18 protein-coding genes are annotated in these 22,824 nt (G+C 68.9%); 11 read left to right on the forward strand and 7 right to left on the reverse strand.

From position 1 onward, the window contains the following. The 4 genes from NOV86_RS12110 to lipA form a co-directional block, all read right to left on the reverse strand. On the reverse strand, nucleotides 1-1,542 hold the full coding sequence (locus NOV86_RS12110) for a dihydrolipoamide acetyltransferase family protein (protein ID WP_267641655.1): 1,542 nt from the start codon (nucleotides 1,540-1,542) through the stop codon (nucleotides 1-3). Between the two features lies 1 nt (nucleotide 1,543). Then, nucleotides 1,544-2,551: an alpha-ketoacid dehydrogenase subunit beta gene (locus NOV86_RS12115; protein ID WP_267641656.1), complete on the reverse strand. Its 1,008-nt coding sequence runs from the start codon at nucleotides 2,549-2,551 to the stop codon at nucleotides 1,544-1,546. A 5-nt stretch (nucleotides 2,552-2,556) separates the two neighbouring features. Continuing rightward, nucleotides 2,557-3,663 carry a pyruvate dehydrogenase (acetyl-transferring) E1 component subunit alpha gene (gene pdhA / locus NOV86_RS12120; protein ID WP_267641657.1) on the reverse strand — a complete coding sequence of 369 codons (1,107 nt, stop codon included), beginning with the start codon at nucleotides 3,661-3,663 and terminating at the stop codon, nucleotides 2,557-2,559. A gap of 476 nt (nucleotides 3,664-4,139) precedes the next feature. After that, on the reverse strand, nucleotides 4,140-5,084 hold the full coding sequence (gene lipA, locus NOV86_RS12125) for a lipoyl synthase (RefSeq protein ID WP_267641658.1): 945 nt from the start codon (nucleotides 5,082-5,084) through the stop codon (nucleotides 4,140-4,142). A 137-nt stretch (nucleotides 5,085-5,221) separates the two neighbouring features. Between lipA and NOV86_RS12130 the strand changes: the two genes are divergently transcribed. The 4 genes from NOV86_RS12130 (at nucleotide 5,222) to NOV86_RS12145 (ending at nucleotide 10,221) form a co-directional block, all read left to right on the forward strand. Continuing rightward, nucleotides 5,222-6,634: an MATE family efflux transporter gene (locus NOV86_RS12130; RefSeq protein WP_267641659.1), complete on the forward strand. Its 1,413-nt coding sequence runs from the start codon at nucleotides 5,222-5,224 to the stop codon at nucleotides 6,632-6,634. Nucleotides 6,635-6,696: 62 nt separating this feature from the next. After that, a complete protein-coding gene (locus tag NOV86_RS12135) occupies nucleotides 6,697-7,137 on the forward strand; it encodes an ester cyclase (protein ID WP_267641660.1) in 441 nt (146 codons plus the stop codon). 68 nt (nucleotides 7,138-7,205) lie between these two features. Next, nucleotides 7,206-9,551 (forward strand): DEAD/DEAH box helicase, encoded by a 2,346-nt coding sequence (locus NOV86_RS12140; RefSeq protein ID WP_267641661.1) that lies wholly within the window; start codon nucleotides 7,206-7,208, stop codon nucleotides 9,549-9,551. Between the two features lie 76 nt (nucleotides 9,552-9,627). Further along, nucleotides 9,628-10,221 (forward strand): hypothetical protein, encoded by a 594-nt coding sequence (locus NOV86_RS12145; protein WP_267641662.1) that lies wholly within the window; start codon nucleotides 9,628-9,630, stop codon nucleotides 10,219-10,221. Here the strand turns inward: NOV86_RS12145 and NOV86_RS12150 are convergent. Continuing rightward, nucleotides 10,113-10,772 carry an HAD family hydrolase gene (locus NOV86_RS12150; RefSeq protein ID WP_267641663.1) on the reverse strand — a complete coding sequence of 220 codons (660 nt, stop codon included), beginning with the start codon at nucleotides 10,770-10,772 and terminating at the stop codon, nucleotides 10,113-10,115. The two genes, NOV86_RS12145 and NOV86_RS12150, sit on opposite strands and share 109 nt — an antisense overlap. A 394-nt stretch (nucleotides 10,773-11,166) precedes the next feature. On the opposite strand from NOV86_RS12150, the gene NOV86_RS12155 reads away from it, so the two are divergent. From NOV86_RS12155 to NOV86_RS12170, 4 genes are all read left to right on the forward strand, one after another. Continuing rightward, nucleotides 11,167-11,937: a topoisomerase DNA-binding C4 zinc finger domain-containing protein gene (locus NOV86_RS12155; protein ID WP_267641664.1), complete on the forward strand. Its 771-nt coding sequence runs from the start codon at nucleotides 11,167-11,169 to the stop codon at nucleotides 11,935-11,937. Between the two features lie 63 nt (nucleotides 11,938-12,000). Next, nucleotides 12,001-13,032, forward strand: coding sequence for a tRNA-intron lyase (gene endA / locus NOV86_RS12160; protein WP_267641665.1), 1,032 nt, complete (start codon nucleotides 12,001-12,003; stop codon nucleotides 13,030-13,032). A 624-nt stretch (nucleotides 13,033-13,656) separates the two neighbouring features. Then, nucleotides 13,657-15,234, forward strand: a complete 1,578-nt coding sequence (locus NOV86_RS12165; RefSeq protein WP_267641666.1) for a tryptophan--tRNA ligase — start codon at nucleotides 13,657-13,659, stop codon at nucleotides 15,232-15,234. A 135-nt stretch (nucleotides 15,235-15,369) separates the two neighbouring features. Beyond that, on the forward strand, nucleotides 15,370-16,995 hold the full coding sequence (locus NOV86_RS12170) for a hypothetical protein (protein WP_267641667.1): 1,626 nt from the start codon (nucleotides 15,370-15,372) through the stop codon (nucleotides 16,993-16,995). A gap of 35 nt (nucleotides 16,996-17,030) precedes the next feature. Here NOV86_RS12170 and NOV86_RS12175 read toward each other — a convergent pair whose 3' ends face one another. Beyond that, nucleotides 17,031-17,741, reverse strand: coding sequence for a class I SAM-dependent methyltransferase (locus NOV86_RS12175; RefSeq protein WP_267641668.1), 711 nt, complete (start codon nucleotides 17,739-17,741; stop codon nucleotides 17,031-17,033). A gap of 98 nt (nucleotides 17,742-17,839) precedes the next feature. Further along, on the reverse strand, nucleotides 17,840-18,493 hold the full coding sequence (locus NOV86_RS12180) for a class I SAM-dependent methyltransferase (protein WP_267641669.1): 654 nt from the start codon (nucleotides 18,491-18,493) through the stop codon (nucleotides 17,840-17,842). A gap of 169 nt (nucleotides 18,494-18,662) precedes the next feature. Between NOV86_RS12180 and NOV86_RS12185 the strand changes: the two genes are divergently transcribed. The 3 genes from NOV86_RS12185 (at nucleotide 18,663) to pheT (ending at nucleotide 22,805) form a co-directional block, all read left to right on the forward strand. Beyond that, complete coding sequence (locus tag NOV86_RS12185; protein ID WP_267641670.1) at nucleotides 18,663-19,316, forward strand: hypothetical protein; 654 nt, start codon at nucleotides 18,663-18,665, stop codon at nucleotides 19,314-19,316. Between the two features lie 223 nt (nucleotides 19,317-19,539). Continuing rightward, entirely contained in the window at nucleotides 19,540-21,042 is a 1,503-nt protein-coding gene (gene pheS, locus NOV86_RS12190) for a phenylalanine--tRNA ligase subunit alpha (protein ID WP_267641671.1), read from the forward strand. Beyond that, nucleotides 21,042-22,805, forward strand: a complete 1,764-nt coding sequence (gene pheT / locus NOV86_RS12195) for a phenylalanine--tRNA ligase subunit beta (RefSeq protein ID WP_267641672.1) — start codon at nucleotides 21,042-21,044, stop codon at nucleotides 22,803-22,805. Before pheS ends, pheT begins: the two co-directional genes overlap by 1 nt. The last annotated feature ends 19 nt before the right edge of the window (nucleotides 22,806-22,824 follow it).

A 22,824-nucleotide genomic window follows, 5' to 3' on the forward strand; every position in this document is an offset into this window, starting at 1 on the left:
TTATTCGAGTAGCAGGAGCTTGGGGTTCGAGAGGTACTCCTTGACCTTGTTGGTGAACTGTGCCGCGTACGCCCCGTCGACCAGCCGGTGGTCGAACGACAGCGAGAGCGTCATGACGTGACGGATCTCGATGCTGTCCTCGCCGTTCTCGTCGGTGACGACGCGCGGCTTCTTCTTGATGGCGCCCAGCGCGAGGATGCCGACCTCGGGGTAGTTGATGATGGGCGTGGCGTACTCGCCGCCGATGACGCCGACGTTCGTGATGGTGAACGTCCCGCCCTGCATCTCGTCCAGCGCGATGGAGCGGTCGCGGGCCTTCGTGACCAGCTCGTTCATCTCCGAGGAGAGCTGGAGCATGCCCTTCTTGTCCGCGTCCTTGACGACCGGGACCATCAGGCCCGCGTCGGTCGCCGCGGCGACGCCGATGTTGTAGTAGTTCTTCTGGACGATCTCCTCGTTCTCCTCGTCGAGCGAGGAGTTGAGCCGCGGGTACTCCTTGAGGGCCGCGGTGACGGCCTTCATCGCGAAGGGCATGTACGTCAACTTGATGTCCTTCTCCTCCGCGTGGGGCTTGAGCTCCTTGCGGGCCTCGACCAGCCCGGTCACGTCGACCTCGTCGTGGTGGGTGACGTGCGGGGCGGTGTACTTCGACTTCTGCATCTGGTCGCCGATGGCCTTGCGGACGCCCTTGTACGGGGTGCGCTCCTCGCGCGGGCGGTCCTCGCCGGCCGCCAGGGCCTGGGCGTCGGCCTGCTGTGCCTGCTGCTGGGCCTCGGCGTACTCCGTGACCGCCTCGGGCGTGACGAACGCCTGTCCGTCGCGCTCCTCGGTGGCGGGGACCGCGTTGATGTCGACGCCCTGCTCCTCGGCGAGCTTGCGGGTGGCCGGTGCCGCGAGCGTCTTGTCGCGGTCGGCGGCCTCGCGCTGGATGGTCTGGGCCGCCTGGCCGCCGCCGGTTCCAGAGTCGGCGGTCGCCGGCTCGGACGGGCTCTCGGCCTCGGCCTCCGCGGACGCGGGTTCGCTGGCGGGCTCGGGCTCGCCGCCGGACTCCGCGTGGGCGCGGACGTCCTGTTCGGTGATGCGGCCCGACGGGCCGGTTCCCGAGACCGCGTTGATGTCGACGTCGAGTTCGCGGGCGAGCCGGCGGGCGCTCGGGGGCGCGAACACGCGACCCGAGGGCGTCTCGGCCTCCGCGGCCTCGCCGCCGGCGTCGGCGGGTTCGGCCTCGGCGCCGGTGTCCGCCTCGGCAGCAGTGTCGGCCTCGGCGGGTTCGTCGGCACCGACGTCGTCGAGGTCGTCCTCGCCCTCGACGTTGTAGACCATGATGACGTTCCCGACCGGGACCATCTCGCCCTCCTCGGCGCGGAGCTCTTTCACCGTGCCGTTGTACGGCGAGGGGACCTCGACCAGTGCCTTGTCCGTCTCGACCTCGGCGACCGGCTGGTCCTCGGTGACCGTGTCGCCCTCTTCGACGAGCCACGAGACGAGTTCGCCTTCTGCGACGCCTTCACCGACGTCGGGGAGTTTGAATTCTCGTGCCATCTTAGAAGTCCATCGCCTCGCGGATGCCCTTCTTGATGCGCGCCGGCTCGGGGAGGTAGTAGTCCTCCAGCGCGTACAGCGGGAACGGCGTGTCGAAGCCGGTGATGCGCTTGACCGGTGCCTCCTGGTAGAGGAGTGCCTCCTCCTGGATGATGGTCGCGATCTCGCCGCCGAGGCCGCCCGACTTGGGCGCCTCGTGGACGACGGCGGCACGACCGGTCTTCTTGAACGACTCGACGATGGTCTCCTCGTCGAGCGGGGAGATGGAGCGGATGTCGACGACCTCGACGTCGATGCCGTCCTCCTCTGCGAGTTCCTCGGCGGCCTCCATCGTCGGGCGGGTCATGGCGCCCCACGTGAACACGGAGATGTCCGCGCCCTCGCGGCGGACCGCGGCCTCACCGAGCGGGACCTCGTAGTCGCCGGTCGGGACCTCGTCGCGGAACGCGCGGTAGATGAGCTTCGGCTCGAGGAAGACGACCGGGTCGGGGTCGCGGATGGCCGAGATGAGCATGCCCTTCGCGTCGTAGGGCGTGCTCGGAATCTGTACCTTCAGGCCGGGCTGGTGGGCGAACATGGCCTCGGTCGACTCGGAGTGGTGCTCCGGGGCGCGGATGCCGCCACCGTAGGGGGCGCGGACGACCATCGGGCACGTGAACCGGCCGCGGCTGCGGGTGCGCAGGCGGGCGGCGTGGCTCACGATCTGGTCGAAGGCGGGGTAGATGAAGCCCATGAACTGGATCTCGGGCACGGGCTTCAGGCCGTAGGCGGCCATCCCGATGGCGGTGCCGACGATGCCGGACTCGGCCAGCGGCGTGTCGATGACGCGGTCCTCGCCGAACTCGTCGTAGAGGCCTTCCGTGGCGCGGAAGACGCCGCCGTTCTTCCCGACGTCCTCGCCCATGACGATGACGTCGTCGTCGTTCTTCATCTCGGTGTACAGGCCGTCACGCACGGCCTGCACCAGGGTCAGGTTCTCCGTCTCGGTCTGGGTATCTTGCGTAGACATTGATATCACTCCAGCAGGGCGTCGTCGCCGAACTCTTCACGGACCTCGTTGAACCACTCCAGCTGTGCCTGGAGCTTCTGAGGCATGTCGGCGTACACGTGCTTGAAAATCTCTTCGGGTTCCGGGCGTTCGACCGCCTCGGCCGCGCTGATGGCGTCGGCGACCTCGTCCTCGATCTCCGCGGTGATGGCCTCGACGCGCTCGTCGTCGAGCAGGCCGTGGTTCCGGAGGAACGTCTCCATCCGCGGGATGGGGTCCTTCTGCTTCCAGCGCTCGACCTCCTCGTCGTCGCGGTAGACCGAGGGGTCGTCGGCGGTGGTGTGGGCACCGAAGCGGTACTGGACCGCCTCGATGAGGGTCGGCCGCAGTTCGTCGTCGTCCGGGTTCTTCGCCTTGTTGACGGCGTCGCGGGTGACCTTGTACACCGCGAGGGGGTCCATCCCGTCGACCTGGACGCCCTCGAAGCCGTACGCTTCGGCCTTCTGGGCGATGGTCTCGGAGGCCGTCTGGCGCTCGCGCGGGACCGAGATGGCCCACTGGTTGTTGTTGCAGAAGAAGACGTTCGGGGTGTCGAACACCCCGGCGAAGTTCAGGCCCTCGTGGAAGTCGCCCTCAGAGGTCGCGCCGTCACCGAAGTAGGTGATGAACGCCTTCTCCTCGCCCTTGAGCTTCGAGGCCCAGGCGGCCCCGGTGCCGTGGACGACCTGTGTCGCGATGGGGACCGCGACGGTGAAGATGTTCAGGTCCGCGGGGATGGCGTTCCCCTGCTCGTGACCCATCCAGTAGAGGAGGGTCCGCTTGAGCGAGAGCCCCCGGACGAGGGCGGCCGCGTGTTCGCGGTAAGAGGGGAACAGCCAGTCGTCGTCGTCCAGCGCGTGGGCGCTGCCGACCTGGGCACCCTCCTGCCCCGAGAGGGGTGGGTAGGTGCCCATGCGGCCCTGTCGTTGCAGGCTGACCGCGCGCTGGTCGAAGTGGCGGGCCAGCCGCATCTGTTTGTACATCTCGACGAGCTTGTCGTCGTCGACCTCCGGCACCTCCGCACCGTCGAGGACTCGACCCGCGTCGTCGAGTACCTGTACACGGTCACGGGGGTTGTGCTGTAACGTGCTCACGGTAGAACCCACCTTGACATGTGTGTCACGTCTCTCGCTCGCGTTATATTGTTTTCGTAAAAACGTTGCTTTCGGACTCATTCTTGCCACGCTGTCGCAAAGATTCACGCAAATCGGCGAAAATTCGAACAAATTTAAAATTCACGTGGACGAACCGTCTCCTTTGTGGGTCTATCACGGTTTTACCAACGGGATTCTGGACGGATGGGCGGGTTCGATGGGTGTGTCTCGGTACCATGCTGCGGTCGATTTCCGGCTGTTCTGTGGTACCGACCCACACTTTCGCGGCCGACCTCTCGCTCCCGCTTGCATATCACCAATCTGAATGTTCTGGTGGTCGCTGGTGTCGCTCAGTCCGAGGCGACGCTTCGCGCCGCCTCGCGTGCCTCACGGGTCGCGCACTCCCCGTTCGGCTAATCGGAGGCCACTCTACGAGCGGCCTCCCGTGCTCGCGGCTCACTGCGTTCGCCGCTCGCTCAGTCCGAGGCGACGCTTCGCGCCGCCTCGCGTGCCTCCTCCACGCTCTTCCCATCCCGGAGGACGGCGTCGACGAACAGCTCGCCGGCCTTGTACGACGACCGGACCATCGGGCCGGAGGCGCAGTACAGGAAGCCGAGTTCGTCCTCGGCGACCGCGCGCCACGTGTCGAACTCGTCGGGATGGACGTAGCGCTCCACGTCGAGGTGGGTGCGCGACGGCTGGAGGTACTGGCCCAGCGTCACCACGTCCACGTCGATCTCGTGGAGGTCCGAGAGGGTCTGGTAGATCTCGTGGTGGTACTCGCCGACGCCGAGCATCAGGCTCGTCTTCGTGTAGATGTCGGACTCGCGCGAGACCTGTTCGAGCACCGAGAGCGACTGCTCGTAGCCGGCGCGGCGGTCCCGGACCGGCCACTGGAGGCGCTCGACGGTCTCGACGTTGTGCGCGATGACGTCCGGCTCGGCGTCGATGATCTTCCGGACGAGGTCGGGTTCGCCCTGGAAGTCCGGGATGAGGACCTCGACGAGGATACCGGGGTGGCGCTGTTTGATCTCCCGGATGGTCTCGGCGAAGTGGCCCGCGCCCTGGTCGGGGAGGTCGTCCCGGTCGACCGAGGTCAGGACGACGTAGTCCAGCCCGATCTCGGCGATGGCGGAGGCGACGTTCGCCGGCTCGTCGGGGTCCAGCGGCTCCATGCCACCGGTCTCCACGTCACAGAAGTTACACCCGCGCGAGCAGCGATGCCCCATCAGCATGAAGGTGGCCGTCCCGCCGTCGCCCGACCCGTTGCGACCGCTCCAGCACTCGCCGAGGTTCGGACAGTTGGCCTCCTCGCACACCGTGTTGAGGTCGTGCTCGCGGAGCGTCTGCTTGATGTCCGTGAACTGGCGGCCCGACGGCGGCCGCATCTTCAGCCAGTCGGGCTTCCGGGAGCGACTCATGGCAAAATCTGCGGCTCGGGTGGACAAAAAGCGTGGGGATTGTGCGCCGGGGGGTAAACTCCCCACGGAGAACCCGTTTCCATCGGTGATGGTCGGTAGGGTTTTATGCGATGCGTGTACCAGTTTAGCAATACGAAATGTTCGACGTGTCACGTGATGACATAACGTCAGGGTCCCTGACACAGACCCTGCTCCTCCTCGCCGCCCCCCTCATCGCGCAGAACCTCGTCCGGTTCGCCCAGCTCGTCGTCGACGCCTTCTGGGTCGGGCAACTCGGCGAGCAGGCGGTCGCCGCGGTCGGACTGGTCTTCCCGCTCACCTCTATCTGTCTGGCCGTCGCCACGGCCGCGATGATCGGTACACAGGTCATCGTCTCCCAGCGGGTCGGCGGCGACGACGAGGTCGGCGCCCGCCGGGTCACGTTCAACGGGGTGGTGCTCTTCGCGCTCTTGCTCATGGTCCCCATCACGGCCATCGCCATCGTCGGTGCGGAACCGCTCATCTCGTGGACCGTCTCGACGCTCAACCCGGGGACCGACGTCGTGACGCCCGCGACCGCCTACTTCGTCGCCTACGCCGTCGGCTTCCCGGCGATGGCGGCCTCCGACGCCATCGAGGGCGCGTTCGTCGGCTGGGGCGACGCCCGGGCCGCACTCTGGGTCAACGTCACCACGGTCGCGGTCAACCTGACGCTCGACCCGCTGCTCATCTTCGGCGTCGGCCCCTTCCCCGAGATGGGCGTCGAGGGGGCCGGGGCGGCGACGGCCATCGGCGGCATGGCCGGGCTGCTCCTCATCCTCGCGTTCTCGCTGGGCCTGCGCGACTCCTTCCAGTTCACGTGGGCGTCCGCGACCGTCGACCTCGCGGACTGGCGCGAGATGCTCGACGTGTCGCTCCCGAACGTCGGCCAGCGCCTCGCCCAGGACGCGGTCCGCCTCGTCATGATCAGCGTCGTCCTCGCCGGCGGCGGTGCGGCCGGCCTGACGGCGTACACGCTCGGGGCGCGCGTCTCCGCCATCGCGTGGATTCCCGCCGGCGGCTTCCAGCAGGCGGCCCAGAGCATCGTCGGACAGAACCTCGGGGCGGGCAACACCAGTCGCGCCCGCCAGACCACCTGGACCGGCGTCGGCATCATCACGGCCGCGATGGTGGTCCTCGGCGGCCTCCAGTTGCTGTTCCCGGGGACCATCGCCCGGCTGTTCGTCCCCGACATCTCCGGCGACGGCCTCGCGCTCACGGTCGCGTACCTCCAGATACTCGCGGTCGGCTACTGGGCCATCGGCGCCTCCTACCTGCTGCGGGCGGGATTCAACGCGGCCCGGCGCACCAAGACCAGCATGATCGCCTCGCTGGCACAGTACTGGGGCGTCCGCCTGCCGGTCGCGCTCGTCGGCGTCTACGTCCTCGACTACGGCGTGGTCGCGGTGTTCTGGGGCGTGACGCTCTCGAACGTGCTGGTCGCCATCGGCCTCGGGTTCTACTACTGGTACGAGACCAGCGAGGGCATGATGGAGCGGGCCGCCGACCGGGCCGCGGAGTCCGCCGGCTGACCTCCCGGCATCTGTCCGACCCAGGGAGTACAGTTACTCCCCCGCGGTGCGAACGGTGTGGAATGAGCACCACGCCGCGCGCAGCCAGCGAGTCCCTCGCCCGACAGTTCTTCGCGTGCATCACGGACCACGACCTCGCGGGATTGCGCGACCTGCTCGCCGAGGACTTCGTGATGGTGTACGGGACCGCCGAGTACGACGCAGCGACCTTCATCGACAACGAGGCGACGTACCTCGAGCTGTTCCCCGACCTGCGCTACGCGGTCGACGACCTCCGCGCGACGGCCGAGCTGGTCGCCGTCCGCTGTACGGTCACCGGCACGCACGAGGGGAGCGACGGCCCCGGCGTGTTCGCCGACGTCGACGCGACCGGGAACGAGTTCGAGGTCGTCTCGACGAACGTCCTCCACGTCGCCGACGGTCGCGTCACCGAACTGTGGAGCGAGTGGGACGCCCTGGGCATGTACGAGCAGCTCGGACTCGTCCGGGTCGAGGCCGCCTGACGCGCCGGTCCACTTCCGCCCCGGTACGGAAACGTTCTTGATACCGGGGACCCGGCTATGGAACGAGAATGGAGGTCGCCGAGGTCGTTCCAGATTTTGCCGACGCCTTCGCCTTCGAGGAGTTCAATCGCATGCAGCGGGAGGCGCTGCCGGCGTTGCTCGACTCGTCGGAGAACGTCGTCGCGAGCGCGCCGACCGCCAGCGGGAAGACCGCGCTGGCCGAACTCGCCATCTGTCGGGCGCTCGATACGGGGGGTACCGCGCTGTTCATCGCGCCGCTGCGCGCGCTGACGAACGAGAAGGAGGCGGACTGGGACCGCTTCGAGGAGCTGGGCTACTCGGTGTACGTCGTCACCGGCGAGCGCGACCTGAATCCACGTCGCGCGCGTCACGCGGACATCCTCGTGATGACGCCCGAGAAGCTCGACTCGGCGACCCGCAAGCACGACACGGCCCGGTACGACTTCATCACGGATGTCGACGTCTGCGTCATCGACGAGGTCCACCTGCTGGACTCGGACCGTCGCGGTGCGGTCCTGGAGGTGACCGTCTCGCGGCTCCGCCGGCTCTGTGCCCCCCGCGTGGTGGCACTGTCGGCGACCATGCCGAACATCGACGACGTGGCCGCGTGGCTCGACGCGCCGCCGGAGAACACCTTCGAGTTCGGCGACGAGTACCGGCCTGTGGACCTCCACGCCGACGTGAAGACCTACAGCCACGGCGAGAACTCCTTCGCGGACAAGTACCGGCGGCTCTACCGCGCGCTCGACCTCGCCGAACCGCACCTGAACGACGACGGGCAGGCACTGGTGTTCGTCTCCTCCCGGCAGGACACGGTGCAGGCCGCGAAGAAGGCCCGCGACGAGATCTCGGAGCGGGACGTGTCGATGGGCGCGCGCGGCGACTACGACTTCCACACCGAGACGCAGGAGCTCGACAACGACACCCTCCGGAACTCCTGCATCGACGGGGTGGCGTTCCACCACGCCGGCCTCTCGAAGAACGACAAGGACCGCGTCGAGGAGTGGTTCAAGCAGGGCAAGCTCCAGTTGCTGTTCTCGACCTCGACGCTGGCGTGGGGCGTGAACCTCCCCGCCCGGTGTGTCGTCATCCGGGACACGAAACTCCACGACCCCCTCGAGGGCGAGGTCGACATGAGCCCCCTCGACGTGCTCCAGATGCTCGGGCGCGCCGGCCGCCCCGGCTACGACGACGTGGGCCACGGCTACGTGGTCTGTGACGCCTCGGACGCCGGCAAGTACCGGCGACTGCTCAAGGAGGGCAAGGAGATAGAGAGCCGCCTCGCGGAGAACCTCGACGCCCACCTGAACGCCGAGATCGCGATGGGCACCGTCAGGGACCTCGACGACGTGATGGACTGGCTGGAGACCACGTTCTACTACCAGCGCGCCCAGTCCGAACCCGAGCAGTACGACTTCGCGAACCTCCGCGAGCGGGTGCGCGAGGTCCTGAAGTCGCTGGTCGACCACGGCTTCGTCGACCTGGGCGACGAGCTCGACATCTCCGCGACCGGCCTCGGCGTGCTCGCCTCGAAGTACTACCTCCGGCTGGAGACCGCGGAACGCTTCAAGACGCTCGCGGACTCCGAGGGCATCACCGAGAAGGGTGTTCTCGGCGCCGTCGCGACCGCCGCCGAGTTCGACAGCGTGAGCGCCCGCCAGTCCGAGAAGGAGGCGGTCGACGCCATGCTCGTCGGGCAGGACACCGGCGAGATGGACGCCGGCGGCCGGAAGGTGCTCGCCATCCTCGTCGGGTCGATGAACGGGACGACCCCCGGCGACCTGCGCTCGGACGCGTGGGTCATCAAGCAGAACGGCCTGCGCCTGCTCGCCGCGCTCCAGGCGTTCCTCGACCGGTTCGCGACCCCCCACGCGACCAACGTCGCTCGCCGGGTCGAGGCCCGCGTCGAGAACGGGGTCGCCCCCGATGCAGTGGGCCTGACCGCCATCGACGGGGTCGGCCCCGGCCGCGCCAGCAAGCTCGCCAAGGAGGGCCTGGAGACGCCTGCCGACGCGGTCGACGCCGGCGTCGACGGGCTCGTCACGGCCGGCCTCTCCGAGGGCGTCGCCGAGCAGGTGTACGAGGGCGCGAAGAAACTGCCCGACATCTCCGTGGAGTGGGGTGACTTCCCGAGCACCATCGGCCGCGGCGAGAACGACATGTGCGAGGTGACGGTCCGCAACGACGGCGGCAGCGGCTCTGCCGGGGTGCGCGTGACGGTCAACGGCGTCGAGATGTCCGCGACCGAGACCTACCTCGACGGGGAGACCTCGGTCCCGGTCGGCGTCTTCGGCGCGACCGACGACGAGTTGACCTACGAGGTGTCGGTCGCGTTCTCGAACCTGCCGCTGGTTCCGGTGACTGAGACGCGGACGGTTCGCGTGCAGGACTGAGCGAGTTCGGGCAGCAACTGTTCTCGGTTCGGCTGTATGGTCGGAGATTAAACGTCCGCGGCCGGTACCGGCGGGTATGTCCCCCGCAGGTGGCGACACCCCGCCGACAGCCGACGGGTTCCGGATACCCGACGAGGCCGTGGGCGCCCGGGTCGACGTGCTGCGGTACCCCGGCGAGGACGACGGCGAGGCCAGGTATCGTGGCGTGCCTGCGGGTGAGGGTGCCGGAACCGTCGCGGAGCGCGAGAACGCGGCGAAGCGACAGTGGTTCACCACCCAGAGCACGGTCTGGTGGGGGCTGCTCGGGCTGGCACCGCTCTCGTTGTTCGGGACGCTGGCCGAGTCGGTCGGGCTCCCGTACGTAACTGGCTTGCTCTGGCTGGCGGTCGTCGCCGCACTTCGGTGGTGGTACGACACCGCGGACCCGCGGGAATCGACGCCGGAACTCGTCGCCGAGGACGTCCCGGCCGCGACCGCCCGGCGGGAGTTCGACGCGGCGCTCGACGACGGGGTCGACGCAGCACTCGACAGCGTGACCGCGACCGTCGAATCGCGGCCGTCTCAGTCCTCGACGTCGAGCAGTTCGTCGACCGTCGCCAGCAGGTCCTCGGGCGAGTCGACGACGAAATCCGCACTGGAGAGGTCGACCGACTCGTCCGCGCCGGAGTGATAGCCGATGCAGGTCGTGCCGGCGGCGACCGCCGAGTCGACGCCGTGTTCGGAATCCTCGACCGCGATGCAGTCCCCGGGTGCGAAGCCGACCTCGCCGGCGGCGTGTTCGAAGATGTGCGGCTCGGGCTTGCCGGGCGCGTCGATGTCCTCGGCGCTGACGACCGCGTCGAACCGCAGGTCGAACCGGTCGAGGACGAGGTCGATCCAGTCGTGGGGCGAGGAGGAGACGATGGCCATGGGGATGTCGGCCTCGCGGCGGGCGGCCAGCCAGTCGGCGAACCCGGGCAGGAGGTCGACCTTCTCGGTGTAGATGGTCGCTGCGGTCTCGTCGAAGCGGGCGACCCACTCCTCTTTGGTGACGGCGACGTCGTAGTGCTCCGTGAGGTAGTCGTGGATCTCGCGGTAGTTCATGCCCATTATCTCGCGGACCGCGACGTCCTCGTCGGGGACCGCCCAGGGGAGCAACTCCTCGCGCTCGCGCTCGACCCAGTAGTCCTCGGAGTCGACCAGCACGCCGTCCATGTCGAACAGCACCGCGTCGTGACTCATGTGTTGGTTCCGAGGATGGGGGCCGGGTACTTCGTTTGGGTGGGTTCGTGGGTTGGGACGCTGGGAGGGTGGAGTGCCGGGTGCGGTTCTGGGTGGGGTTCAGGGAGGCAGTTGCGCAGGTGTTCGTGGCGACGAGCAGCGTGCTCGCGCCGATGGCGGTGAACGACCGCGACCGCCCCGCACGGCACCGCCCCGACCTCCGCACCACGCCCTCCCCAGCCGATTCCGATGCTCACTTCGCTCCGTTTCACTCCGCTTCGTTGCGCGTCTCATCCCTCGCGTGCTTTCATCGGCGGCCTCACTGCGTTCGGACCGCCGACCGCACGCGCCACCCGGAAATCCACCAGCCATCGCGGGCCCACCATTCAAATACCAGCACGGGGCCAACCCCGGCATGACAGCCGGAGCAGCAGTCCGCGTCTTCGCGGGGGATTGCAGCGTCGTCTTCGACGGCGCCGACAGACAGGAACACCGGGGCCACGTCGTGGTCGTGGTCAAACCGGACGACACGGTGCTGGTCCACGACGCGAAGGGCTACCAGCCCGTGGCGTGGCTGACCCGGGCCAGCGAGGTCTGGGTGACCAACGACGGGGAGCTGGACCTGCGGGCGAAAGACGGCGACCAGACGCTGCTGGTGAAGTCCCACCAGCTCCACCTCACGGGGACCTACCCGACGAGCACCGCGGGGACACCGGCGGGTCGGTGCCCGGACTGTGGCGGCGCGCTGGTCAGGACCCGGCGGGCGGTGACCTGCCTCGACTGCGAGCGCCACCACGGCATCCCCACAGATGCGGTGGTCCACGGCGGGCGCTGTGACTGCGGGCTGCCCCGGATGCGGGTCGAGCGTGGGGCGCCGCTGGACCTCTGTATCGACCGCGACTGCGAGTCGCTGGACAGCGCGGTGGTCGACCGGTTCGACCGGGCGTGGGACTGTCCCGAGTGCGGGGACGACCTGCGGGTGCTCCGCCGTGGCGGCCTGCTGGCGGGATGCGACTCCTACCCGGACTGCGACACCGGGTTCTCGTTCCCGGCCGGTACCGTCGTCGGGACCTGCGAGTGCGGGCTGCCGGTGTTCGAGACGGCCAGCGGCCGGCGATGTCTGGACAGCACCTGCGACCGCGACTGGACCGAAGGAAACGGTGTCGAGGCCGAGACGGGGCCCTGACCGACCCGCCCCAGGCGACCGGGGACCGTCACCCCTTTGCCCGCCCGGGGCGCATCCGCGCCCATGGACGGACACCTCGACGGCGGCGTCGTGCACGTGGGGCAGGACGCCCGCCAGCGGTACTACGACTCGCGGGGGTACGGCTACCCTCTCGGCGGGAACGACGTGGCGCTCGCGCCGGTCGAGGCGGCCCACCTGCTCTACCGCGGCGACCTCGATTCCGTCGACGGGATGGAATTTCGAGAGTTCATCCGCGACGCGACCGACCCCGGGTTCATGCCGCGCTTTCTGGTCTACGCCGACCTCCGCGAGCGTGGCTTCTACCTCTCGCCGGCGAAGGCGGACTGGCTCCACGGCGTCGAGCCCGACTCTGAAGATTTCGTGGTCTACCCCCGCGGGAAGGGCCCGACCGACGGCGAGGTCGAATATCGGGTTCGAGTGGTCGGCGAGCGCGAGACGGTCGACGCGGTGGCGCTGGGCGACGGCGTCCTGGCGGTCGTCGACGAGGAGTCCGAGATAACCTACCTCGATACGGACCACCCGGACATCGACGGCTCGGCCGGTATCTCGCTCCCCACGGGTGTCGACTGCGACCTGCTCGCGGACCGTGCGACCTGCTGGAACCCGCCGGCGAAACTGTACGAGGAGGGCTTCTACGGCACGCCACTGGACGGCCGGGACTCCGACCTCGGCGCCATCCAGCTCTCGCTGGTCGAGGCGGCCTACCTCGCCACCCGCGGCGCAGTCGACGTGGACCCCGAGACGGTCTGTGCGCGCGGCCGCGAGGTCGAAGGCGAGCGATTCGACCGCCGGCTCCGGGTCTACGCCGCCCTGCGCGAGGCCGAAGTGGTGCCCAAGACCGGCTTCAAGTTCGGCGCGGACTTCCGGACCTACGCCGAGTTCGAGAGCGTCGACGACTTCGGGCATAGCGAGATGCTGGTCCGGGTGCTGCCCATCAGTCACACCTTCGCGCCGCGCGACCTGGCGCTCGACGTCCGGCTGGCGAACGGGGTCCGCAAGGAGATGGTGTTCGGGCTCGTGGATCGGCCCGGCGATGGGGTGACGTGGCTGCGGGTCGGGCGGTTGACGCCCTGAAACCTGCTTCGACCTGGGGTTCGAGTCTCTCTATTCTACGGCTCGCCCCTGATGCATTCGACCCCATCGTCACGCACTGCTGCCAGAACCGACCGCTGGGGTGTGTTCGTGTTCTCGCCCAACCGTGTCACGTGTCTCGTGGAGTTCGTCGAGTACGCAGTCGACTCGCACTGGCGTCCACGACCGCCACTGCCCCGCCCCGCAGCCACGCCCTCCCCAGCCGACTCCCTCCACTTCGTTCCGGGCGTCCCTCGCGCAATGTCGGTTCGCGGCCTTCGGCACGCTCACCAGTGCGCGCCAGGTGATTCCTCCGTCGCGCGTTGAACGCCGAATCTCAGTCTGGCGCGTGCAGGCGGGCGGGTTCATCCGCCCGCCGAACCGCGCGAGGGATGAGACGCGCAACGAAGCGGAGTGAAACGGAGCGAAGCGAGCATCGGTATCGGCTGGGGAGGGTGTGGTGCGGTCACGACGCCAGCGCGAGTGAACTGCCAGTCGGTCTCGGCCGTGACCACGACAGACCGGGTCGCCCCACCGACGACGCTCTCGACAACCGACACGCACCACACCCCAGAACACGGGAAGCGAAGCTTTTTGCGCGGGCCGACGCCACTCTCGGGTAGTCAAATGACGCGCGATTCCGAGTCGTCGACACCCGACGACGAGCTGGTTCCGGACGGTGGCGAGACGGCCGCCGAGGGCGCCGACGAGGTCGCACTCGACCCGTGGGGGTCCTCGACGGTCTCCGACTACCGCAAGTTGTTCGAGGAGTTCGGCATCGAGGAGTTCGACGAGGTCCTGCCCGAAGTTCCGAACCCGCACTACCTGATGCGCCGCGGGGTCATCTTCGGCCACCGCGACTACCGCCCGGTCGCCGACGCGATGCGCGAGGGCGAGCCCTGGGCCGTCCTCTCCGGGTTCATGCCGACGGGCGACCCGCACATCGGGCACAAACTGGTGTTCGACGAGATCATCTGGCACCAGCAGCAGGGCGGGGAGGCGTACGGCCTCATCGCCGACCTGGAGGCCCACAGCGCCCGCGGGCTGACGTGGGAGGAGATCGACGAGCACTCGCGGGACTACATCCTGAGCCTGCTGGCGCTCGGGTTCGACCCCGCGGAGGGCGAACTCTACCGGCAGTCCGACAATCGAGAACTGCAGGACCTCGCCTTCGAGCTGGGCATCGAGGCGAACTACTCCGAGCTGCAGGCCATCTACGGCTTCGACGGCGAGACCGACGTGAGCCACATGCAGTCGGTCGTGACCCAGATGGCGGACATCCTCTACCCGCAACTGGACGAGCCGAAGCCGACCGTCATCCCGGTCGGCCCAGACCAGGACCCGCACATGCGCCTGGCGCGCGACCTGGCGACCCGGATGCGTTTCTTCAAGGTCTCGAAGGCGTACGCGAGCTTCGAGGCGGACGACGACGAGCGCGAACTCATCGCGGCGGCCTACGCCGCGCTGGCGGACGACGCGCCCGAGGGCGAGCCGGTCCGGTGTGAGGACGGCGCGGAGTGGCTGCGCGAGCACCAGCCCGAGCCGGCCGACGCCCGCGATTCCGCGGTGAAGAAGCTCGACTCCGCGGGGAAGGAGCCGCTCCGACCCCGGACCCGGTTCTTCGACCGGCAGGCGACCGACGCGGCGTTCGAGGCGCTCATCGACGCGGTCGAGGGCGAGAAGCGCGTCTACGAGGGCCACATCGATTCGTTCGACCTCGACCGAGGCGAGGCCGAGGAACTCGCCCGGCAGGTCGAGGTCGACCACGGCGGCTACGGCTTCATGCCACCGTCGTCCATCTACCATCGGTTCATGACCGGGCTCACGGGCGGGAAGATGTCCTCGTCGGTCCCGGCGAGCCACATCAGCCTGCTCGACGACCCCGAGGACGGCTACGACAAGGTGAAGTCGGCGACCACCGGCGGCCGCGAGACCGCCGAGGAGCAGCGCGAGAAGGGCGGCGAGGCCGACAAGTGCCCGGTGTACGAACTCTATGCGTACCTGCTCGCGGGCGACGACGACGAGTTCGCGACCGAGGTGTACGAGGAGTGCGTCGGCGGCGAGCGCCTCTGTGGCGGCTGCAAGGAACAGGCGGCCGAACTCATGGAGGAGTTCCTCGAAGAGCACCAGAAGAAGCGCGCGGAGGTCGCCGAACACCTCGACGACCTCGACATCGACCTCGACTCGGACCGCAAGCGGAACTGACCGCAGACCTGTCGGTATTCTATCTATTCTACCACGCTCGAAAGTGCCAACAGAACGTCCAGACGCAGGCACATGATGCTTCTTTCACATCTTCCAGAGGTAGATTTAAATCGGTCGTGATACATCTGGAGAGCGATGGATTTCCGGTCGAGCCGCGACACCGACGACGTCCGAGACACCGTCGTGTGTGCGGACGTCCTCGGTGGCTTCGGCGTCTCGACCGACGGGGTTCGCGCGCAGGCGGGTGATGATGTCGGGTCGTCGACCGAGGGACCTGCCGGCGCACCGGGGACCGCGGCAGACCGGTCGCTGGAGGCGGTCATCGCCGACGCGCTCGACGGGACCGAACACCCCGCGGAGTTCGTCCGGCGGACCATCGCCCGGTCGGACCGTGGTATCGACGCGCCGGCCCGGCACTGGCGCCACGCGCCACAGGTCCAGCTCGGGGCGGTGTTCGACGCGCTGGCGTGGGAGGCCGACCTGCGCGATGCCCACGGCCGGCGGCTCGACGAGGCGGGGTTCGCGGACTTCCCGTGGACCATCTCGCTCACGGACGCGAACGGCATCACCCGCGAAGCCCCCTTCGAGTACCCGGAGACGCCACTGGGTGACGACAACTACCCGGCGCTGATCCACGCGGTGAACACCCGGCTGCTGTACGGGCTCGGAGTCGAGTTCGTCCAGCTCTCGGATGGGACCGACCGCTGGCGGTTCGCGCTGGTGGAGACCGACGAACTCGCCCGCCTGCGCGACCAGTTCGGGCTGCGGGTCACGGTGTTCGACCGGCCGCTGCTCTCGGCCCCCCAGCCCCCGGCGTACCTGCCCGACGAGGGCGGCGACGTGCCACTGCCGGACTGGGTGACCACGACCGACGAGGGGCCGCGGCTCGGGCGCGAGCGGTCGGCCGCCTCGGACGTGGTGTCGTCGGTGGCGTCCGACGTGGACGCGTTCTTCGAGGACGCCGGGGACGAGTCGGGGGCGGGGTCGGCCGCCGAGTTCATCGACTTCGTGGAGTCGGACACCGGGACGGCACCGGCGACCGGGGCGGGGTCGGGCTCCGACGACGCTGGCGACGCCGCCGCCGACGATAGCGACTCTTTCTGGGACGACGCCGGGGACTGGCGGCTGGAGCCGGTGACTGGTGGCGAGGCGAGTGAACAGGTCGACGAGGCGAGTGATGGACCAGTCGCTGGCGAAGACGATGTGGGCGGAGTCGAGGATGCCAGCGAGGACGGCGAGCCTGCCGGTGCTGCCCAGGCTACCGGACCCAGCGACGACGACGACGGCGGATTCGAACTCCTCGGCGGCGGCCCCTCGGTGTCACGCCAGTCGGGCGATACCGACGACGACCCGATGGACGACCTGTTCGACTCGGTCGAGGCGTCGGCCGCGACCGGCTCCGCGGGCGGGAGCGACCCCGAGTACGACGGGTTCGACGCCGACGACCTCGCGGACTTCAAGCGCGGGGCGCGCAAAGACAGGGTCGAGAACGACTCCTTCGGCGTCGGGGTCGAGCGCCCTTCCGAGGACGACCGGCTCGCGGCCTACGGGGCGGCCATCGACGCCGGCGGGAACCTCTCGGTCAGGGGGTTGCTCGACGACGACACCTTCGTCCCGACGTTCCCGGCGGCCGACTCCGACGAGGTCCGCATCGAGTACGAGGACGGCTGTGACCTCGATGCGCCGTCGGCCAGCGAGGTCGAGACCGACGAGGGCTTCGTCTGGGTGAACGCGGACGGCCTCTCGACGGGGACTGACTGACTGTCTGACTGGTGGGCCAGCGCGGCGACCGGGCCCTACCGCTGGACCGCGACGCAGGGCGTGTCGCGGCCGACGAACGAGCAGTCGCGGGCGTCGACGAGCCGCCAGTAGTCGCGGGGGCGGGTCCCGAGCAGGTCCTCGATGCGGCTGTACGAGAGCAGGTTCTCGCCGGCGACCACGTGGTGGAACAGCTCCCGGCGCGCGCCGGTGAACTCCCGGTCGAACCGGGTGTGGGTGTAGCGGTTGGGGTAGTTGAACACGAGGTAGCCACCCGGCCGGACCCGGTCGTACATGGCCCGGACGGCGGCCCCGGTGTCGTCGACGAAGTAGAGGGTGGCCATGCAGTAGACGAGGTCGAAGGTGCGGTCGGTCGCGAGGTCGGGGAGGGCGTCGACCGCGAAGTGGACGTTCTCGAAGCCTAGGTCGGCGGCGAGGCGGCGGTCGTCGCGGATGACGGACGCGGAGACGTCGTAGCCGTAGAACGCGGTGTCGGGGAACCGGACCGCGAGTTCGAACAGGTCGACGGCGGCGCCACAGCCGATGGAGGCGACCGAGGCCGGCCCGCCGGTTCCCCGGGGGCCCGTGGGTGGCCAGTGGCGGTCGACGAACCGGGCGAGGAGCCCGGGCATGGCCTCGCGGCCGATGTAGGCGACGCGCTCGTAGTCGCCGGCCGCGTAGAAGTCCTCCCAGTGGGTGGCCGACCCGGGGTCGGCCCAGGTCGCGTCCGTGGTGACGTTCTCGGACATACTACTCTGAACGCGACGATTCGGTATAACGGGACACCGGCAGTGCGGGAGTCACGCCCCGGTAGGGGGTTGGTGGTGCGGAAAGCGGCCCCCGCCCGTCACGGCGACGCCGGCTTCCGGACGAACACGGCGGGACTCCGGCGGCTGGCGTACGGCTCGCCCCGGGCCCCGACGGCGGTCCAGTAGCTCTCGGGCCGGCGGCCGAGGACCGACTCGATGGCGTCGTAGCTGAGCAGGTTCTCGCCCGCTCCGACGAGTCCGAACGCCTCGCGCTTCTCGCCGCTGGTCTCCTCGTGGACCCAGGTCCGGGTGTACCGGTTGGGGTAGTTGAACACGAGGTGACCGCCCGGCGCGACCCGGTCGTAGAGTTCGGTGAGGGCGCGCTCGACGTCGTCGACGAAGTAGAGGGTGGCCATGCAGTAGACGAGGTCGAACTCGCGGTCGATGGCGAGGTCGGGGAGGGCGTCGACCGCGAACGAGAGGTTCGACAGCCCCGCCTCGGCGGCCTGCTCCCGGTTCGACTCGACCACCGAGGGGGCCACGTCGTAGCCGTAGAACGCGGTGTCGGGATACCGCGGTGCGAGCTCGAAGTCGACGAGGGCGGGTCCACAGCCCACGTCCGCGACGGTGTCGGGGACCCCGACGCGCTCGAAGAACGTCGCGAGGTGTTCGGGCATGTCGTCGCCGCCGACGTACGCGCCCCGGTCCCAGTCGGTGGCAGCGTAGAAGTCCGTCTCCCAGTCGAAGGGCATGTCTCGACGTGCCAGACCGCATCGCAATAGCGTTGTGGTCCGTCGCCCCCGGGGCAGGTCGTCCGAGGGCGGACTGGCGCTGGTCTGCCCGCTTTCGACCGGCGAACCTATCGAGAAATCGACCGGACGTGTGCGAGGAATTAACTACCAGTAGCCTGAAACCGTAGCCATGCCAACCCGGGAGTCCGAGTCGAGTCGCGGGTCGTCGGGCGACCTGGCGGACGTGGTCGACGCGTTCGACGCCGATCCCGACGCCGTCATCGAACACAACGACACCGGCGAGAGCACCGTCGCCGACCCCGCCGCAGTCTTCGATTCTCTCCTGGAACGCGACGATTCCGACGAGTCGCTGGCGGGCCTCGCTGACGATGAGGCCCGGCACCCGGTCCCGGAGCTCGATGGGGCGTTCGCCGCCGTCGAGTCCGACGTCGACCGCGAGGCTGACGGCCGTGGGCGCTGGCTCGCCTACGACGAGTTCGACTTCGGCGCGGCGGAGCGCCCGGCCGACACCGGTTCCACCGACACCGGCCCGACCGACACCGGGCCGAGTGCCCACGAGGAGTTCAAGTCGCTCGCCGCCGAGTCCGGGGCGGTCGACCTCGACGACCTCGACCTCGAGGAGCTGGCACTCGGTGACGGGACCGTCGCCGCCTCGCTGGACCTCGACGCGCCGAGCGAGGAGGAGGCGCTGGCCGACGTGTTGCAGGCCGGCGAGACGGCCGACGCCGTCCCGGGGTCGGACGCCGACGACACACCGGACGACACCCCGGACCCGGACGACGCGACCGACCCCATCGACGAGGCCGGCTTCGACTGGGACTGACCGGTCTCACGGCTCCCGAAGGCTTTTCTGCGGTCACGCGAACATCCCCAGTATGGCAGCCGAATCCAGCCATCGTGGTATCGCACAGGAGCACGGCGACACCCCCGGGTTCGGCTTTTTCTTCGCGGTGTAGGCACGGCGGACTCCCCGGCGCGGTCCCGGCGGACGAAATCGTGCGCTTCGGAATAGCTAACTGACTGACCCGAGCACGCACTACCAAGAGATGAAACTGCCAGCGACACAGGCCGCGGTCCTCGAGGCCGCGAGCGCGACCGACGCCAGGTCGGTCGCCGCACTGGCCGACGACGTGGGCGCAAAGCCCGAGTCGGTCGTGGGCGCGGCCTTCGACCTGGAGGAACAGGGCCTCCTCGCCATCGAGGAGCGAACAACCGAGCACGTCGAACTCACCGACGAAGGTGAACGCTACGTCGACGAGGGCCTCCCCGAGGTCCGACTCTACGAGGCGGCCGTCGACGCGGGCGCCACCGACGAACCGGTGTCGATGGGGCAGGTCATCGGGGCCTCCGGCCTCGGCGACCTCGTCGACATCGCCCTCGCGAACTACGCCCGCAAGGGCTACGGCGAGATCGACAGCGGCGAGATCGCCGCGAACGCCGGGCCGGACCCCGAGGCCGACGAGGAGGCACTGGCGCTGGCCGCCCTCCACGGCGGCGAGACCGTGACCGACACCGACGTCCTCGACCAGCTCGACCGCCGCGGGCTCGTCGAGCGCGTCGAACAGACCGAGCGCCTCGTCACCCTCACCGACGAGGGTGTCACCGCCATGATGGAGGGCATCGAGGTGGCCGAGTCCGTCGGCCAGCTCACCCCCGAGCTGCTGACGAGCGGCGAGTGGCAGGACGTCGAGTTCGCCGAGTACAACGTCGAGGCCGACGCCGAGACGCTCTACGGCGGCAAGAAGCACATCCTGCGCCAGACCGCCGACCGCGTGAAGGACGTGCTCGTGGGCATGGGCTTCCAGGAGATGGAGGGCCCGCACGCCGACGCGGAGTTCTGGATCAACGACTGCCTCTTCATGCCCCAGGACCACCCTGCCCGGACGCACTGGGACCAGTTCGCGCTGGACGTCCCGCCGATGCAGGACCTCCCCGAAGACCTCGTCGACCGGGTCGAGGACGCCCACCGGAACGGCGTCGGGGAAGACGGCGACGGTTACCACTCGCCGTGGACCGAGGAGGTCGCCCGGGGCGTGGACCTCCGCGGCCACACCACCTCGCTGTCGATGCGGTACCTCTCCGGCGAGGCCGTCGGCGACCTCGAACCGCCCCAGCGGTACTTCTCGGTCGAGAAGGTGTACCGCAACGACACGCTCGACGCGACCCACCTGCTGGAGTTCTTCCAGATCGAGGGCTGGGTGATGGCCGAGGACCTCTCGGTGCGCGACCTCATGGGCACCTTCACCGAGTTCTACGAGCAGTTCGGCATCACCGACCTGCAGTTCAAGCCCCACTACAACCCGTACACGGAGCCGAGCTTCGAGCTGTTCGGCGAACATCCGCGCACGGGCGAACTCGTCGAGATCGGCAACTCGGGCATCTTCCGCGAGGAGGTGCTCCGGCCGCTCGGCGTCGAGTGCGACGTGATGGCGTGGGGGCTGGCCCTCGAACGTCTGCTGATGCTGACGCACGGGTTCGAAGACATCCGGGACGTCCACGGGACGCTGTGTGACCTGGACTTCCTGCGGAACGCCGAGGTGATCCGATAATGCCAGTCGTAGACGTCGACCCCGACGAGTTGCGGAGCCTGACCGGTCACGACGAGAAGTCCGACGAGGAACTCAAAGAGGACATGTTCGCGCTCGGCCTCGAGTACGAGGGCGAGACCGAGGACGGCGAGTTCCAGCTGGAGTTCGCCCCGGACCGCCTCGACCGCCTCTCGGTCGAGGGCGTCGCCCGGTCGCTGCGCTACCAGTACGGCGACGACCGCGGCGTGTACGTCCCGAAGACGAACGACCCGGACTGGACCATCGAGGTCGACGAGTCCGTGCCCGACGAGCGCCCCTACGTCACGGGCGCGGTCGTCCGCGGCGTGAACCTCGGCGAGGACGCGCTCGACTCGCTCATCCAGTTGCAGGAGAAGTTGCACGCGACGATGGGCAGAAAGCGCGCGAAGGGTGCCATCGGCATCCACGACCTGACGATGCTGAAAGGTGCCAGCGTCGACGACGAGGGCGGCAACAGCATCCAGTACGTCGGCGTCGAACCCGACGAGGACCGCTTCGTCCCGCTCGATGCCGACACCGAGATGACGCCCGCCGAGGTCCTGACCGACCACCCGACCGGCGAGAAGTACGCCGACATCGTCGGCGAGTACGAGCGTTACCCGGCTATCTACGACGACATCGGGCTGTTCTCGTTCCCGCCGGTCATCAACGGTCGCCGGACCGAGGTCTCCACGGACAGTCGGGACCTGTTCGTCGAGATGACGGGGACCGACCAGTGGACCATCGACAAGATGCTGAACATCGTCTGCTACGCGCTCGACGCCCGCGGCGCGACCATCGAGGAGGTCACCGTGGACTACCCCGACAAGGACGTCTACGCCGCGGAGAACGTCGAACTGGTCGCGCCCGACGTGGACCTCGTCCGGCCGAACTTCGACACCAGCGACAAGACGGTCCGGCACACCCGCATCGAGTCGCTGCTCGGCATCGACCTCGACCCCGACGAGGTCGTCGACCTGCTCGAACGTGCCGGCCTCGACGCGGTCCGCGAGGAGAACGAGGACGGCGACCTCGTCTACGAGGTCGACGTACCGCCGTACCGCGTCGACGTGCTCCACCCGCTCGACATCGTGGACGACGTGGGCCGCGCCTACGGGTTCAACGAACTGGAGCCGACGTACCCCGAGGTCGGGACAGTCGGTGGCCGCCACGACCGCACCGGGCTGGAGGACGCGGTCCGCGACCAGCTCGTCGGGCTCGGCTTCGAGGACATGCTCAACTTCCACATGATCGACGAGGCCGAGAACTACGAGCGCATGCGCCTCGACCCCGACGAGGACGACTGCCTCGGGGCCGCCCAGCCCGTGACCATCACGGAGCCCTACAGCGAGGACTACACCATGGTCCGGTCGTGGGCGCTCCCGTCGCTGCTGATGGTGCTCGAGAACAACACCCACCGGTCGTACCCGCAGGACATCGCCGAGGTCGGCTTCGCCGCCCACTACGACGAGGCCGAGGACACCTACGTCGCGGAGCGCCGGACGGTCGCCGGCGCGCTCGCCCGCCACGACGCCTCCTACGAGGACGCGAAGGCCCGCCTGCAGGCACTCGCGCGCAACTTCGAGGCAGAGCTGACGACCCCGCCGACGACCCACCCGACGTTCATCGACGGTCGGACCGCCGAGGTCCGCATCGACGGCGAGGTCGCCGGCATCGTCGGTGAGGTCCACCCGGCCGTGCTCGTCGAGCACGACCTGGAGGTTCCTGTCACCGCGTTCGAGTTCGAGCTGGACGCGCTGCAGTAGAACAGTCGATTCCCTTCTC

This window comes from Haloarchaeobius amylolyticus (assembly GCF_026616195.1).
GTDB classification, from domain to species: domain Archaea; phylum Halobacteriota; class Halobacteria; order Halobacteriales; family Natrialbaceae; genus Haloarchaeobius; species Haloarchaeobius amylolyticus.

Coding starts and splice junctions, on each gene's coding strand:
- NOV86_RS12110 (WP_267641655.1), bottom strand. CDS start 1,542: ATGGCACGAGAATTCAAACTCCCCGACGTCGGTGAAGGCGTCGCAGAA.
- NOV86_RS12115 (WP_267641656.1), bottom strand. CDS start 2,551: ATGTCTACGCAAGATACCCAGACCGAGACGGAGAACCTGACCCTGGTG.
- lipA (WP_267641658.1), bottom strand. CDS start 5,084: ATGAGTCGCTCCCGGAAGCCCGACTGGCTGAAGATGCGGCCGCCGTCG.
- NOV86_RS12130 (WP_267641659.1), top strand. CDS start 5,222: ATGTTCGACGTGTCACGTGATGACATAACGTCAGGGTCCCTGACACAG.
- NOV86_RS12135 (WP_267641660.1), top strand. CDS start 6,697: ATGAGCACCACGCCGCGCGCAGCCAGCGAGTCCCTCGCCCGACAGTTC.
- NOV86_RS12140 (WP_267641661.1), top strand. CDS start 7,206: ATGGAGGTCGCCGAGGTCGTTCCAGATTTTGCCGACGCCTTCGCCTTC.
- NOV86_RS12145 (WP_267641662.1), top strand. CDS start 9,628: ATGTCCCCCGCAGGTGGCGACACCCCGCCGACAGCCGACGGGTTCCGG.
- NOV86_RS12150 (WP_267641663.1), bottom strand. CDS start 10,772: ATGAGTCACGACGCGGTGCTGTTCGACATGGACGGCGTGCTGGTCGAC.
- NOV86_RS12155 (WP_267641664.1), top strand. CDS start 11,167: ATGACAGCCGGAGCAGCAGTCCGCGTCTTCGCGGGGGATTGCAGCGTC.
- endA (WP_267641665.1), top strand. CDS start 12,001: ATGGACGGACACCTCGACGGCGGCGTCGTGCACGTGGGGCAGGACGCC.
- NOV86_RS12165 (WP_267641666.1), top strand. CDS start 13,657: ATGACGCGCGATTCCGAGTCGTCGACACCCGACGACGAGCTGGTTCCG.
- NOV86_RS12170 (WP_267641667.1), top strand. CDS start 15,370: ATGGATTTCCGGTCGAGCCGCGACACCGACGACGTCCGAGACACCGTC.
- NOV86_RS12175 (WP_267641668.1), bottom strand. CDS start 17,741: ATGTCCGAGAACGTCACCACGGACGCGACCTGGGCCGACCCCGGGTCG.
- NOV86_RS12180 (WP_267641669.1), bottom strand. CDS start 18,493: ATGCCCTTCGACTGGGAGACGGACTTCTACGCTGCCACCGACTGGGAC.
- NOV86_RS12185 (WP_267641670.1), top strand. CDS start 18,663: ATGCCAACCCGGGAGTCCGAGTCGAGTCGCGGGTCGTCGGGCGACCTG.
- pheS (WP_267641671.1), top strand. CDS start 19,540: ATGAAACTGCCAGCGACACAGGCCGCGGTCCTCGAGGCCGCGAGCGCG.
- pheT (WP_267641672.1), top strand. CDS start 21,042: ATGCCAGTCGTAGACGTCGACCCCGACGAGTTGCGGAGCCTGACCGGT.